The sequence below is a fragment of the Chamaesiphon sp. VAR_48_metabat_135_sub genome, from assembly GCF_031418915.1.
GTDB lineage: Bacteria > Cyanobacteriota > Cyanobacteriia > Cyanobacteriales > Chamaesiphonaceae > Chamaesiphon.
Genome location: NZ_JANOJV010000039.1, coordinates 1 through 16,419, shown reverse-complemented (window position 1 = coordinate 16,419; position 16,419 = coordinate 1). Strand labels below are relative to the sequence as shown.

The following is a 16,419-nucleotide window of genomic DNA, read 5'->3' as shown; positions in this document are numbered from 1 at the left end:
CTTGCTGATGACACAATTAGCATGTAGGGTGATTGATAGGTACCCACTGGTTCTGGCTGCGATTATCAAGATCTAGTGGGAGGATAAATGGCATACTGCCGCAGGGTAAATCGACAGTGAACCGACTACCAACATTAATTTCACTGGTGACACTAACTCTTCCACCGTGCAATTCGACAATCTCCCGTACCAGATTTAAACCCAATCCTGTCCCCCGAGCTTGGCGGTTAAAAGCACTATCGATTTGGACAAAGGGCTGAAACAGTCGATCGAGATTATCCGGTGCAATCCCCATGCCTGTATCACTTACAGCAATTTGAATCCACTCGTGATCTGTCGTTTCAGTGGCAACTATATGGATTACTTCTAGGCTAACACACCCATTTTCTGGTGTGAATTTGACAGCATTGTTGAGCAAGTTAATCAAAACTTGGCGCATCCGGCGTTCATCCAGTAACACAGTAGGCAGATCTTCAGGGAGATTTAGTTCCAGTTGAATCCGTTTTTGGAAAGCCTGCTGCTTGACAAATACGAGACTGGAATTACATAGATGACGGAGATTGGTTGATTCGCAATGTAGTTCTAGCTTTCCAGCTTCCATTTTTGCCAAATCGAGCAGATCGTCGATCAATTCTAGCAGATGAGTGCCACTACTGTTGATGATTTGGAGGCATCGTAGTTGCTTTTCGGTAAGAGCACCATGTACTTGTTCTTGCAACCCCTCTGACATGCCCAAGATGGAGTTGAGAGGTGTACGGAGTTCGTGACTAATGTTGTTGAAGAAACTAGTCTTGGAGCGATTTGCAGATTCGGCTGCTTCCTTAGCAACTTTGAGTTCGGCGGTGCGCTCTTCAACTTTTTGTTCGAGTAGTTCTACTGCTCCTTGCAATTGACGGTAAAGTTTGGCATTCTCGATCGAAATAGCCGCTTGGTTGGTGAGTATTTGCAGCATTTCTACTCGATCGCTAGTAAATGCAGCAGTTGTGAGATGATTCTCTAGATATAAGATCCCGATCGACTGACCTTGATGTAAGATCGGCATACAGAGGATGCTTTTAGGCTGAGATTGCTGAATATAAGGATCTCTGGAAAACTGCCGATCCTGGAGTACATCGCCGATTGTGATTGGTGTCAAATTATTCTGCACTATATTTATCATACTAATCGGCACATCTTGACTAAATGCTAGTGATGTTGGTGTCAATAGTTGCGGATCTTCCACTCCTTCTACCAGTGCGACAACCTGCAACTCCAACTCTTGTTTGAGTAGCAAGACACACTTATCGGCTCCAGCATTAGTAATGATGATGTTGAGTAGAGTTCCCAATAATCGGTCGAATTCAATTTCCCCTGCAACGGTTTGGGAGGCTTTGAGTAGACTATCAAAATCTAAAAATTCAGAGTTGTTAGCCCCGAAAGTCGCACTAGTAGACATCTCCACGCAGGAAATTTCAGCGCGATCTGGATGCAGGATCGTTTCGAGGAGTTGAGGATAGAGTGCGATTAACTGCGCTATTTTAGCTTTTGCACCCCAACGGACATAACAGTAATACGCCTCCATCATATACACCTGAGCCAACTTTTCTCTTCCCTCGTCTAGATAAAACTTGGCAGCTAGTTCGTTGGTAAGGGCTTCTTCCTGGACAAATTCATGCTCTTTGGCACCAGCAATCGCGAGGTCGTAATGTTCGATTGCACCATCTTTATTGCCCAATACCCGTTGTTTTTCGGCTTCAATGAGATGCCATTTATGATGATAATTCATCGGCGCATTTTTGCCCCATTCTTCGATCGTGCCTTGATGGATCTCTACTTGGACGAGTGTTTCTGCGCGATCTTGTTCTGACTGTTCCGCAAACAAGGCTAAATGTGTCAAAGCTGCGTAAAAGTGGAACACCGGAATCGGAATCATCCCTGAGACTGCCATCAAATATTGTTGCCCTTGGGTAATATTCTCTCGCGCAGCCTTGTAACTATTAAATAAGTACGCCAGCATCAATTTGTAGATATGGGCATAAGCGAGGGCCGTCAGATCGCCATCTTCCAGATGTTTGGGAATCATCACCGTTTCATCGTAAGCATCTCCAACCAGACAGTCTGGCTGACTCCCACCCACCATCAAGTTTTGTGCTATCTGCCGCTTCATCTCCAGATAAGCTCGCGCTGAATATTGTTTCACTCGCTCTAATTCTTGACTGTAAGGTAATATTTCTGCTTCCCAAGTATCCAGTTCTGCCCCAGAAAGCCAATTGGCATCAAAATAACAACTGATGCTATAGCCAGCGTTGAGAAAGTCACCAGTTTCCATAAAAACGGTATACCCATACTTCAATGTTGGCATCACCATGCGGAGAAATTCACTGCGATGTTGAATCCAGTTGGCAAATAGAAATGAAGTCGTGCTATGTACTTTTGGCTCATCAAAGCGATTCATTAAAGCCAGTGCCAACTTACCAAAACGATAACCAGTTTGCACATCTGCGAAAAAGCTAGTCAGCACTAAGCTATGGTTGATATACCCTAACGCCGATGTTGCTGTATTGCCGAACTGGAGTGATAGACTCACCATTTTAGAGCTAAGAATAGGCATTAACGCTGGCATACTAATAAAAATAGGTGCGCCTAAATCGGCTAACAGTTCCATCGTTTTTTGAGTTTGGAGATCGCTCGTCACAGGTAGATCTACAATATCTTCAATTCTTCTGCCTTCGAGTTGACTCTCAAGAATTTGTAGCGATTCGCCAGTCTTTGCTGCGTCAGGGGTAATAGGTATTTCAATTCCCAATTGAGAGAGTGCCCCAATCCCTTTGGAGATTGCCTCCTGCATTTTGCCATTGGCAGTATGTGCGGCAACTTGAATTTTGTAGATTTCAACTTTATCTAAAATTGTCTGTGCAGATTCCATTACTACCATCGCGATCTCTTCCATCCGATCGAGATTGCCTGCCAAATAAGCAGCTTCAGCAGCCGCAACATGGAGATCTAGAGTCAACTGATAGTGAGTTTCCCAGCAATCATCGGAGAGCAGTTCGATCCCTGTTTGAAAGTAAATATTTGCCGCAGCATAAGCTATAGAATTTCTTGCTTTTTTACCCGCACTAAAGTTAAGATCGACAAAGAATTGTCGATCGCTTGGTGTGGTAATTAATTCTTTCGCTAGATTTAAATGCCCCACTAAATCGAACAGCTTTTCTGCTAAGGGAATCTCTGTACTATCTTCGAGTAACCGTCCAATTTTGAGATGAGTTGCTGGTTTTTCGCAATCGGGAATCAAAGAGTAAGCTGCTTGTTGGACGCGATCGTGCAGGAAGCGATAAACTGGATTTGCCGATAGATCGAACATTAATTCGGCATCTGATGGTGTAAAAAACTTATACATCTCCGTAGTCGGAATCAGCAAGCCTGTTTCTAATGCTTTCCAAATCGATACAGCCATATCTTGGAAGGAATTTTCCGAAACAATGACTAGAGTTTTGAGATCGAATTGCGCCCCGATGCAGGCAGCCAGCTTTAGTAACTCCTGAGTTGGCTGCGGTAAAAGTTTCAACTGCAATGCCATAAACTCTACTACATCGTCAGTGAGAGCTTCGGATCTGACTCGAGTCAGATCGCACTGCCAACCACCGATCTCAGATCCCAGACTTCTTAAAGAAGTCTGGGATCTGGGGGCAAAGGTAATGTGTCCACTTTCATATAGTGCTTTCAAAAATTGGGTGGCAAAGAAAGGATTGCCATGAGTTTTTTGTTCGACCAATTTTGCTAAGGGTTCAGCCAGATCTAGATTGCAATTTAAGGTGTCTGCAACTAATCGATTAAGATCGGGAAATTTGAGAGGTTGAATCATAATTGTATTCACCGTTGCCCCAATTTTTCGGATTTCATCTACCGTTAATGTCAATGGATGAATCTGCGAGACTTCATTATCCCGATAAGCCCCTAGCACTAGAAGAAATGAAACATCTTGCATCAACAATTTGAGGAGATTTAGCGACGATAAATCTGCCCATTGTAAATCGTCGATAAAAATCACTAGAGGATGTTCTATGCTAGCAAATACGCGCACAAATTTCTGAATCGACACATTAAAGCGTTGCTGGGCTGCACTGGCAACTAATGCTGGCACAGGAAGTTGCTTCCCGATAATGAATTCTAATTCGGGAATCAGATCGATTAGTACCTGCCCATGTTCGCCAACTGCGTCGAGAATTTTTGTTTTCCATATTTCTCTTTGGCAATCTGATTCCGATTGTAATTGCCAAACTAAATTGCGGAAGGCTTGGGCAAAAGCTGAGAAGGGAATATTCCGCTGAAACTGGTCGAATTTACCTTTGATGAAGTAACCCTGCTGACGCAGTATTGGTTTGTGAATCTCTTGGATTATAGCAGTTTTACCAATTCCTGAATAGCCAGCTACTAACATCATTTCAGCCTGACCATTGCTGACTCTTTCAAAAGCATTTAATAATACTGAAATCTCCAATTCTCGACCGTAAAGTTGTTCGGAAATAATAAACCGATCGTTTAGATCTCGATCTCCCAAAGCAAATGATGCAATCTTTCCTGTCTCTTGCAATTGAGCCAAACAAGTCTCTAAATCGTATTTTAATCCCAGTGCATTTTGATAGCGATTCTCAGCATTTTTTGCCATCAACTTACTGACAATCTGGGAGATAATTGCGGGGATCTCCTGGTTGATGAGATGCGCAGGGATTGGTTCCCGCGCAAGATGACAATGCACCAATTTCATCGGCTCATTGGTATCAAAAGGCAACTCTCCCGTCAATAGTTCGTATAGAGTCACACCTAATGCATAAAAATCGCTACGATAGTCAATCCCACGATTCATGCGTCCGGTTTGCTCCGGTGCCATGTATGCTAGTGTCCCTTCCAGTGCAGTGACATTTTGAATTGATTGAGTTTCTCTGGGTAAGAATGAGGCAATACTGAAATTAATCAGTTTTAGTTGTTGTGTCTCTGAATTGAATAAGATGTTATCGGGTTTGATATCTTTGTGAACGATCCGATGATGATACAACCCAGCCAATCCCTCCGCAATTTGAATCGCAATCTTCAGGAATAGGGTCAATGTTTGCGAATTAGATCCCAGTCCACCCTGGCGATACAATAGATCTTTGAGTGAAATACCTTCAAAACCCTCTGTGACTAGGGCATAAGAGTTATGGAAGGTTTCCAGTGCCAGAGTTTTGATGATGTTGGGGAGATCGAGATTTTTGGTAATCGTGTATTGATTGCGGAGTTGGAGCAGCTCTTGAGATCGGGGAAATGGATTGCTCAAGACCTCGATCCTGACTGGATATCCATCTCGATCTCGCATTCCCAGATAGACGGAGGTCCGAGTGCCGACACGCAGTTCTTTTGAGACCGAATATCCTGCTAAGTTGATTGTGGTAGTCATCATCCAGTCCCCAATATACAGTGATACTAACTACAGCAAATAGATTAGTCTTACTTACAAGCTCCCAATTTGGTGGAAATGTATTATTTAGTAAGTTACTACGGCTTTTAGTATATATTTTATATTCTGCCCAAAATACTGGGTGTAATGTCGATCGAGTGTAAGTAATATTAAATATTTTTCGGTTAGACCAATATTTGCACTAATTTTAACGTCCGCGTAGCGAAAAGTGTCGCTGACTAATAAAAAGCGGATTGAAAGACCCCCTACAAAGAATTTTGCTGGGGGTCTAATCTGCCTCTAGATTGCAATAATGGGTTAAAGGATAAATTTAGACAGTTACTGGCGATGCACCATAGCAGAGACGATATAAACCATCAAGGAAGCTCCATGACGCAACACAAGCCCGATCGATTCCTTGTCTTGCTGCTGCTACGCCTTCTTCTGAATCAGCAACAAAACGAGTAATAACAAGAGATTCATCGACATGATCGATCTCTAATTCTTCATGCAGTGTCAGCCACAGGACTGTAGAAAGATCCACAGTTGTTTTCCGAAATTCCTGACCCAACCACAGCGTGAACTGCTTACCATGAACTTCCATCATAAGACCTGCTCCCACTCCTAAGTAGGGATTGGAATCTAAATAAATTTCCTCTAGACATTGATTGAGTTTTTTTCCTGGCACCAGCATTTCGTTGGTGAAAGACTTCATTCGCCAAGAATCGATCCCAGTTATCATTTGCTCAAAGAGCTTTCTGTGAATCCTTTCGATATTTCCAGATCCTAGTTCATCGTTTAACTCCTTGACAAGAATGCAACGAATCCGCTCATCATCAATCCGAGCAATAATATTGGCGAGACGACGGCTAAAGTGACTGGCCGCTTCACGAAGATTCATTAGTATCAGCCAGATATGCTGTTGATTAACTGGTTCTCGTTGCAATCGTTGCAAGAATGGGTGGTCGGCTATTGAATAGTTTTCATAATGCCAGACTATCTCTTCCAGAGATGGTAAGCATCGTACTGATTGTGAGGTAACTTTTGCGTTTGGAGATCTAACTGCATTTACTTCTGGATTCAGGTAAACAGTTACTCGTCGTTGCTGCTTCTCTTGACGTAATGAAATATAGGAATGCATTCCCATTCCTGCTTCCAGAGGACGTGTTGCAAAGGTTTTGAGTGCAGAGCTGTAGATAGCGACTGGAAGACTATGCTGGATTAAATATAGATCGAGACAATCGCATACAGCTCGATCGTCAGGAGCATAGCTAGAGATTGGTAAGAACAGTGTTCCAATTGATGGAGTGGCATCATTCCCTTCAATCCAGGAAAAAGAGGAGATTGCTGGCTTGGCTGAGAATGAGCTTTGACCCGCTGCCATCGCCTGACAGAATTCTGTTGCAGCTCCTACAACATAATTATCAGCTAAACTCAATGCTCTTTCCAGATCCGCTACCGTAGCATCCTTATGACGCACATAGACTTTGACCCGCGCCTTTGAATTGGCAGCCAGATCTATAGAGAAGTATGGGAATTCGTCTTGGTCGGGGCCGCGTTGAGCAGCGATTTCAGCCAATCCTGGCCAAGCATGAAGGAAACCTAAACGGACTAGAGATTCTTCAACCACCGCAGCCGCTCGGCTCTGTTGCTGGGCTTGGGGATTGAGATAGAGCTTGAATGCTGGCTCTTTGTCGGGATAAAAGCAGGCAGCGTGCCACATCGAGAATTTTGCAGCGGGATTTGTCGGCACAAATAAGTCTTCAATTTGCCCAAAGCGATCGAGACTAACATTAAAGTGGGTTGCTAAATCTTGATTGAGAGCTAGTCCGGCTTGCCAATTGGACTGGAGATTGGGATCGCTGCCTTGGGCTTCTACCAAGATGCGGAGTTCTGCCTGTTTGGGGTCTAAGGCGATCGAAAATTCAAAGGGGGAGCCATCATCGGAGACATCACACGGCCAATTAGTAGTCTCACCAATTTGGCGTTCGCCCCAAGAGGAAGTCATCACCCGAAAAACTTCGACAACTTGGGCAGTTTTTGCAGTCATGTCCAGCGCATTACATAAGGCTGTTATTTTCTCGACACCGACTTCAAAATAGGTTGGTTTGTTGGATATTAGTTGTTCTGGATCGAATCCTACTTGGGAATGACGCTCGATCTCAGGTTGATTTTTTAATGGATCGATCGACCTCGATGCTGCAAAGATGTTCTCAGAATTAATCATGGTAAACCCCAATATTTAGATGAACAAATTTTTATTTTTCGGTCTTTAAAACACTTGATGCAATCTTAGCACATGAATATAAAAACAAAACACTTGTTGTTTTTTTTACCAAGTATCCTCATCTTGGAACTTATCTAAATTTGACATGCCAGATCGATCGATCTCATTAAATCTTTTACTGAGAGTGCTTTTGATGGATTAAAATTTATATTTTTACATTTAAAAAGTATTTAGATTAAGATTGACAACTACGTATAGATGTAAAAAAAGATAACCGATCGACAATCGGTTATCGATAAATAAATGATTAAGTTAACTTTTTGTAACAACTGGTACAAAAAAATTGCGCGATCTAACAATGATTTGATAGAAAAACTTATGCTAATTGCGCTTTTTTTGAGAGATATGTATAGATTGACACGCTGTTAATCGTCGCGTAGTAGTGTTTCGATCGTTGAAACGAGTTGACCCAGTTTGACAGGTTTCGTTACATATTCGCTGGCTCCAGCATCTAGGCATTTTTGGCGATCTTCGGGCATCGCTAGGGCTGTCAAGGCGACGATCGGCATCTGGGCACATTCAGGGATCTGGCGAATGCGTCTAGTTGCCTCAAACCCGTCCATTCCTGGCATCTGAATGTCCATCAAAATAATGTCGGGACAGTCGATCTGCAGCCGATCGTTGGTGCTGTCTTCCAGCATAGAAATTGCCTGCTGTCCATTTACTGCCTCCATCAGACGATAGCCACGACTTGTCAAATAGCCTGTCATCGTTTCCATATTTGCCTCGTTATCTTCCACCACCAAAATTAGTGCTTTGGGTCTAATTGTCGGAGTGTCATCAGCCGCTGGAGGGAGGGAATAGACTAGGGGGGGCAATGATGGGGAAACAACCATCTCGGAGCTAGGATGGAAAGGTAACGATACCCTAAAACAACTGCCCAGATTTACTGTACTATCGACTGTAATCTTACCACTATGCATTTCGACAATCCGTTTGACCAATGCCAACCCCAATCCTGTCCCCGCGTACTGGCGACTGAGATTACTATCGATTTGGACAAAGGACTGAAATAGCTTATCCATATTTTCGGAGGCAATGCCGATACCTGTATCAATCACAGAGAAAACAATTCGCCACGGCGTTTGTGTCAAAGAGTGTTGCTCAACTGAGATCGCATCTTCCCCAACTCCCCCACTCTCCACCACCCGCACATCCAACGAAACACTCCCCCCTTCTGGCGTAAATTTAACCGCATTGCTGAGTAAATTAATTAAGACTTGACGGCAGCGGAGATCGTCTACGTGAATATTTAGCTGTTCGAGATACTCGGGCAATTGGATCTGGACTCGAATTTGCCGCTGGTGGGCGAGTTCTTTGATAAATAACAGACTATTCTGGCAGAGAGAGTGAATCGATACATCTGTCAATTCGAGCTGAAATTTATTGGCCTCGATCTTAGATAGATCGAGAATGTCATTAATTAAAGTCAGTAGGTGATTGCCACTTCTTTCGATCGTGGCGATCGAATTGCGTTGTCGATCGTCGATGGGTCCGAATGCTGATGCTTGCAGGGCTTCAGACATACCGAGAATGGCATTGAGCGGGGTGCGAAGCTCGTGACTCATGCTCGCCAAAAACTCATCCTTGAGCCGGGTAGCGCGGGCAAGTTCTTGGTTGCTTTCACGCAATTGTGATTCTGCTTGCTTGCGTTCTGCCAATTCTGCTTGCAACTGCTCGAATAGACTTGCCTGGTGAATCGCGATCGCTAATTGGTCGGCAATTTGCTGGAGTAATTGGGCTTCCGCAGGTTGCCAGTGACGATGGGAACCACACGAATCGACGATCAGTAGTCCCCATAGCTGGGTGTCACCACTAACCCAGCGAGGAGTTTCGCCATGTCCAGATGGTAGTAAAATCGGTGCGACAATTTTGGACTTAACTTTTGCCATCGTTAGATCTTCTTGCCAGCTTGACGACCAGGTATCTTGGCTCACATCAAAAACAGTGCGGGCTTTACCCTGCAAATAGAATGCAAATGCTTCATTACTGAATCCGTCATCGTTCCAACTCATCCTCAGCACTTGAGGATATTTGGGCGAGACGGCTTCTTCGATTGCCCGAATTTTACCATTAGGCAATAACTTAGCTACCGTCGCCCGATCGACCATCATTAATTCTTTAACTTGCCTGGTGGCTGTCGCCAAAATTTCTTCTACTTTTAGCGAGTTACGGATTTGTTCGGCAATTTCCCCTAATATTCGCTGCTGGCGCAATTGGTGGGCCATCGACTCTTCTGCCTGCCAGCGGATTTCTAGTTCTGACTGGACTTTTTCATAGAGGGTAGCTTGTTGAATGCCAATCCCAATCTGTTCGGCAATATGGTTAATAAAATTAATCTCGATCTCTTGCCAAGCTCGATGTGCCGAACAGTGATGGATACAGAGCAAACCCCACAATTTTGGGCCATTGAGCAAGGGTACGACTAAATTGGCTTGCACCTGAAAATTGGCTAAAATCTGAATCTCGCCATCTAGCAATCCCGCCGTATGGATATCTTCGACAATATTAATTTTGTCTTTTTGATAGTGACGCGCCAATTTGTCGCCAAAATCAGGATCGTGAATTTTTACGCCCAAAATCGGTTCAAATTCGTCACCTACTGATTCAGCCACGAATTCACCATCATCAAAGTTGGAATCGGATTGGAATCTAAAGATCCCAACTCGATCGGTTTTCATAAATGCGCGGATCTCTGCTACAGCAGTCTCAAACACGATCGACAGATCCAATGATTGACGAATCCGTTGGGTAATTTCTCGCAATACAGCCTCCATTTCCGCTGTTCTGTGTAGCTGGGTTTCGGCGTGCTTGCGATCGGTAATATCTTGATAAGTCCCCAAGATGCCGATCGTCTCACCGTTGACATTTCGCAACGGGATTTTGTTGGTTTCAACCCAAATCGAGGTACCATCTGCCCGCATCTGGGTTTCGATAATCCCCAATTTTGGCACACCTGAGTCGATTACTTGTCGATCGTCAGCGCGGTAGCCATCAGCTTCAAATGCGTCCCAAGCTAGATCGTAGTCAGTCTTGCCAATGATTTCTGCGGGCGATCTCAAATTGGCATCTCGAGCAAAGTTGTGGTTGCAACCCAGAAAGCGAGATTCTCGATCCTTCCAAAAGACTGCGAGTGGGAAGGTTTCGATCGCAGTTTGCAAAAATTGCTGGGATTCTTTGAGAGTTAATGCTGCTTCTTGACGCACTACTTCGGCTGGAGAATCTAAGTCCAGTAGGAGCAATTGATGACTTGAACTTACTGCCTTGGTTTCTAATTGCAATACTTCTGCGGTTAAAGCCTTAACTAAATGACGTTGGAGCTGTTCGGCAGTTAATAGCCCTAGTAAACAATTTCGATCGTCAACAACTGGTAGATGGCGAATCTGATGTCGATCGAGTAAATCGATCGCAACTACCAGATCGGTAAAATCCGCTGCCCTAAGTGTAACTGGATTGGCTGTCATCACGTCGCGAATTGCTAGACTCCCCAAATCCCGCTGTGTGGCGATCGATCGCACGATATCTCCTTGAGTCAGAATACCCAGGAGTTGCCCTTCCTCGACGATTAAAACACAACTGGAACATGGCTGGCTCTGTAATTCCGCTAAACGCACTCCACTGATGCCACTCAGATGGAGCATCGCATCCATCACCGTCAGATCGGGTGTTACCACGATCGGATGACAGACAATCTCCAAGACCGATTCAGATTGCACGGGCAGCGGGATAGAGTTCAGCATGTATTTGTGAAGAGGATGCTGAACTTAGAATGCCCTCAATTAAACTCAAAATGACTAGACAAAGAGTTAACATCAGCATTGGAATGGGCATTCTAGAGAAAATATAACAAATTAATTCAGATGAGTGAATATTCGATCTTAGTCGTTGATGATGAACCAGACAACTTTGACGTGATTGAAATACTGCTGACTAGTGAAAACTATAAATTGCACTATGCCAATTCTGGCGAAGCCGCCATCGCTGCTCTGGATAAATTCCAGCCCGATGTGATCTTGCTCGATCTCATGATGCCTGGTATCGATGGGATTGAAGTATGCAAGCGGATCAATTTGATGTCTGAATGGTCTGCTGTACCGATTATTATGGTGACAGCTTTAACTAGCAGAGAAGATTTAGCCCGTTGTCTAGCCGCAGGTGCTGACGATTTTGTCAACAAACCAGTTAATGGTCTCGAGCTGCGTGCGAGAGTCAACTCTATGCTACGGATCAAAAAACAACACGATCGAATTCAATCTTTTTCTAAACTTCAGCGCAACAATATTCATTCCTTATCAAATAATTTGAATGAAATTCGCTTAGATTTGGCGGTTGGTTTTCCTAATGAATTTAATTCACCCTTGAGTACGATCGCCGAAAACATAGAATACTTGAAGCAAAATATCCAAAACCTGAGCTTGCCAGAGACGCTTCAACTTTTGGAGTCGAGCGATCGATCTGTGGCACATTTACATACATTAACTCAGAAATTTTGGTTTTATTTACAACTAATCGTAGATACACCGACCCCAAATCGCGACGATCTCTCGATCCCGAAGTCGATTATCGCGCAGATATTAAAGGCTAGATTTGCTGGAGTCCCGCGACCCAGGGATCTTACTTGTGAAATTGAGGATGCAAAGTTGGCAGTAAATGTCGATCTAGCTGAGTGGTTATTCAATGAACTATTCAATTATATCCTCGATCGTTATCAAACTAATCTTCGCTTAAAAATTCACGGTAAAATCATCGACAATGCATTTCATTTGTCATTATCTAGTTTTCAAGATAGTCACCAGAATACGCCACATTCAGAAATCTCTAATTTTATCCAATTCAAATTATCGGCAGATGAAAATCCAGAATTGGCAATAGGTTTAAAAATTGTCAAAAAGATTATTGAAATTTACGATGGAGTATTTTTGATGTCTGGAGCCGAAGCAGAGGATCTATCTATCTATGTAACATTACCACTGGCATCGGCAAAAATACCCACCACAGAAACAGCTACCATCTCCATCCAAAACTAGGGTTGATGTCCAGATGTCAAACATTGTATCGTGCAGGCTGTAAATTACTCTGTACACTTCGATCCCCGACTGATGGATAATAAATGATGGCGATCCAATTTGCTACTGGATGACCTTAAAACATCATTTTTTAACATAAACTTATTTTTAAGTTGGGCGCGATTTATGGAGCAGATGCTGCTAGATACAGGGTGGTTGATACCTGGCTATGGCTTGCTGGGAGCTATTCTTAGCATTCCTTGGATGACTAGACTGGTACGGCGGACTGGACCAAGACCAGCAGCCTATTTGAATATTTTGATGACAACGATCGCGTTTATTCATGGGACTGCTTTATTTCGGTTGGTCTGGAATCAAACTCCTTATCATATTGTCTTGAATTGGTTGACGGTGGCGGGCTTGGAGTTGAATCTGACGTTTGAGCTGTCAGCGGTGAATGTCGGCGCGATGGAGGCGGTGACGGTATTGAGTCTGATCGCTCAGGTATTCGCCCTGGGCTATATGGAGAAGGATTGGGCACTGGCGCGATTTTTTGCGTTGGTGGGCTTCTTTGAGGGCGCGATGAGTATGGTGGCGATTAGTAATTCACTGTTGGTGAGTTATGGGTTGCTGGAATTGCTGACGCTGTGTACTTATTTGCTGGTGGGCTTTTGGTATGCTCAACCGCTAGTAGTCAAGGCGGCGCGGGATGCTTTTTTGACGAAGCGAGCTGGGGATATTGTCCTGTTTGCGGGAGTAATTGCGCTGTCGAGTATTGCGGGTAGTCTGGATTTCGACGATCTGTATAAGTGGTGCGATACGACGGATATCTCGCCCACAACGGCGACGCTGATTGGTTTGGCGTTGATTGCAGGGCCGATCGGCAAGTGTGCTCAGTTTCCCTTACACTTATGGTTGGATGAGGCGATGGAAGGCCCAAATCCAGCTTCGATTCTCCGAAATTCGGTGGTAGTTACGGGTGGGGCATATATTTTAATTAAGGTTCACCCGATTCTGTATCTTTCCCCAGTTGTGACGACGACGTTGATGGTAATTGGGACGGTGACAGCAATTGGGGCTACACTAGTTTCGATCGCGCAAATCGATATCAAGCGGACGATCTCTTATTCCACCAGTGCTTATTTGGGATTAGTATTTATTGCGATCGGGGCCAAGTGGATTAGTTTCGCTCTATTCTTATTATTTGCCCATGCGATCGCTAAAGCTCTAATTTTTATGAGCGTGGGTTGTGTAATTCTGACCACCAATAACCAGGATGTCAACGAATTCGGCGGTCTAGCTAAGAGTATGCCTGCGACGACAATCGCGTTTATCGTTGGTACATTGGCAATGACAGGCGTTTTCCCTTTGGGTGCGTTTTGGGCGTTCCAGGATGGCTTTAAAGGGCTGTGGCTAGAATATCCATGGGCGATTGGGGTGATCTTACTGGTGAATGGTTTAACGGCTTTTAACCTCACCCGCGTGTTTGGCTTGGTATTTCTCGGCAAAACTCAGCCTAAAACCAGACGAGCACCCGAAGTTCCTTGGCCATTAGCCTTACCAATGGTGTTTTTAACAGTTTTTACATTACTGATCCCTACGGTGATGTGGCAGTTGTCGTTGTTACCAGATTTAGACGATATTAGCCTGTTGGAATATAGCTCGATTAGTTTATCTACAGTACTAGGGTTTGTCGTTGGTGGACTGTTGTATTTTAGATCCGATCGCACCCCGATTAAACTCTCGCTACCTTGGATTCAAGAGCTACTAACTTATGATTTTTATGTAGAGAAAATTTACGATAACACGATCGTTTGGCTGGTTGTAAAACTATCTAAAGTGACGGCTTGGATCGATCGATATGTAGTCGATGGTTTCGTCAATTTGGTCGGGTTTGCGACAATTTTTAGTAGCGAAGGATTGAAGTATGGCACATCGGGTCAGATGCAAACCTATGCACTGACAATTACTGTTAGTGCCGGAGTTTTGGGTTTAATGATTGCTTGGTTATTTTGGAAGTTTTAACAATTAAATCTGTAGGGTGTGTTCGCGATCGAGCGTAGCACACCAAAACAATCATTGCAGCCTTACATTCATTATAGGTTTTAATATTTCAAATTATTTAATTATGTTGAGTATTTTATTAATAGTTCCTTTGTTAGGAGCTGCTTTAGCAGCTTTTTATCCCAGTCAAACCAGATCGATCGCATCGTGGGTATCCGTCGCGGTAATTGGTTGGACTGTGTTGTTATTAACAAAGTTCGATCTCAGCAATCCTAGTATGCAATTCGTCGAGAATTTCCAGTGGATTGATGCGTTAGGTTTATCCTACCGATTGGGTGTAGATGGTTTATCATTGCCTTTAGTTGCACTGAATAGTTTATTGACTTGGGTGGCAATTTATAGTAGCGATGAAAAGATCGATCGACCCCGACTTTATTACAGTCTCATTCTATTATTAAATGCGGCGGTGTCTGGCGTATTTTTAGCCCAAGATTTGCTCCTATTCTTTATCGCCTACGAGCTAGAATTAATTCCGCTGTATCTATTAATCGCGATTTGGGGTGGTCAAAAACGTGCCTATGCAGCGACAAAGTTCTTGATTTACACCGCTCTTTCTGGTGCGTTAATTTTAGCCGCCTTTCTCGGATTAGCTTGGTTTGGCGGTAGCAGTAGCTTTACTTACAATCCCGAACTAGCTCACGCATTACCATTGAGTCAACAGTTCTTACTATTAGGCGCATTATTACTCGGCTTTGGCATCAAAATGCCATTGTTCCCCTTCCACACCTGGCTCCCAGATGCCCACGTAGAAGCTTCCACCCCGATTTCGGTCTTACTAGCTGGAGTACTGCTCAAACTTGCCACCTACGGCATCCTGCGCTTTTGTGTGGGACTATTTCCAGCGGCTTGGCAGATTGCCGCACCTTGGCTCTCATACTGGGCAATCGCTAGTGTATTGTACGGTGCTTTGATGGCGATCGCGCAAACAGATATGAAGAAGATGGTGGCGTACAGCTCCGTCAGTCACATGGGTTATATCTTACTCGCCGCCGCTGCGAGTACGCCCCTAAGTTTTGCCGCCGCGATGATTCAGATGGTCAGTCACGGCTTAATTTCGGCGGCTCTATTCTTGTGCGTCGGCGTGGTATACAAGAAGACTAAGACTCGCGATATTAATGTTTTACAAGGTTTGCTCAATCCAGAGCGGGGAATGCCTGTAATTGGCAGTTTGATGGTATTGGCGGTGATGGCGAGTGCGGGAATTCCAGGGATGGTAGGCTTTGTGGCTGAGTTTCTAATTTTCCGCAGTACTTTCCCTGTCTTCCCCGTGCAAACCCTACTCTGTATGATTGGTACAGGTTTGACGGCTGTTTATTATCTGTTACTGATTAACAAAGCCTTTTTTGGACGACTATCAGAAAAGGTCCAAAATTTAGAAGGTGTATCCTGGCGCGAACGCTATCCAGCCATGATCTTAACAGCCGCGATCGTCATTTTCGGATTTCAGCCAGGCTGGATTACCCGCTGGAGCGAACCCACTATTCTCGCAACTCTACATCAACCAACGGCAATTGTTAATACTGTTCCTGGGCAAGTTCAAGTAATTGTAGAAATGCCGGAAATTTAGATATTGGCAAATGTCTGGAGATGTTGGGTTTCATTCTTCTGCTTGGTGCGCTAAACCGTCGGGGAACCCGACGAGCGCG

The 16,419-nt window shown here is 44.1% G+C and carries 6 protein-coding genes; 3 read left to right on the top strand and 3 right to left on the bottom strand.

Annotated features, from left to right (window positions below; all coding sequences use genetic code 11):
• Positions 1-16: 16 nt before the first annotated feature.
• From RMO55_RS02800 to RMO55_RS02790, 3 genes are all read right to left on the bottom strand, one after another.
• Positions 17-5,419, bottom strand: a complete 5,403-nt coding sequence (locus tag RMO55_RS02800) for an AAA family ATPase (RefSeq protein ID WP_310423167.1) — start codon at positions 5,417-5,419, stop codon at positions 17-19.
• 328 nt (positions 5,420-5,747) lie between these two features.
• A complete protein-coding gene (locus RMO55_RS02795) occupies positions 5,748-7,643 on the bottom strand; it encodes a tryptophan dimethylallyltransferase family protein (protein WP_310423164.1) in 1,896 nt (631 codons plus the stop codon).
• A 425-nt stretch (positions 7,644-8,068) separates the two neighbouring features.
• Complete coding sequence (locus RMO55_RS02790; RefSeq protein WP_310423162.1) at positions 8,069-11,443, bottom strand: GAF domain-containing protein; 3,375 nt, start codon at positions 11,441-11,443, stop codon at positions 8,069-8,071.
• A 120-nt stretch (positions 11,444-11,563) separates the two neighbouring features.
• On the opposite strand from RMO55_RS02790, the gene RMO55_RS02785 reads away from it, so the two are divergent.
• The 3 genes from RMO55_RS02785 (at position 11,564) to RMO55_RS02775 (ending at position 16,340) form a co-directional block, all read left to right on the top strand.
• Positions 11,564-12,730, top strand: a complete 1,167-nt coding sequence (locus RMO55_RS02785) for a response regulator (RefSeq protein ID WP_310423159.1) — start codon at positions 11,564-11,566, stop codon at positions 12,728-12,730.
• A gap of 165 nt (positions 12,731-12,895) precedes the next feature.
• A complete protein-coding gene (locus RMO55_RS02780; RefSeq protein WP_396134152.1) occupies positions 12,896-14,734 on the top strand; it encodes an NAD(P)H-quinone oxidoreductase subunit F in 1,839 nt (612 codons plus the stop codon).
• A gap of 103 nt (positions 14,735-14,837) precedes the next feature.
• On the top strand, positions 14,838-16,340 hold the full coding sequence (locus RMO55_RS02775) for an NADH-quinone oxidoreductase subunit M (RefSeq protein WP_310423151.1): 1,503 nt from the start codon (positions 14,838-14,840) through the stop codon (positions 16,338-16,340).
• Positions 16,341-16,419: the final 79 nt, after the last annotated feature.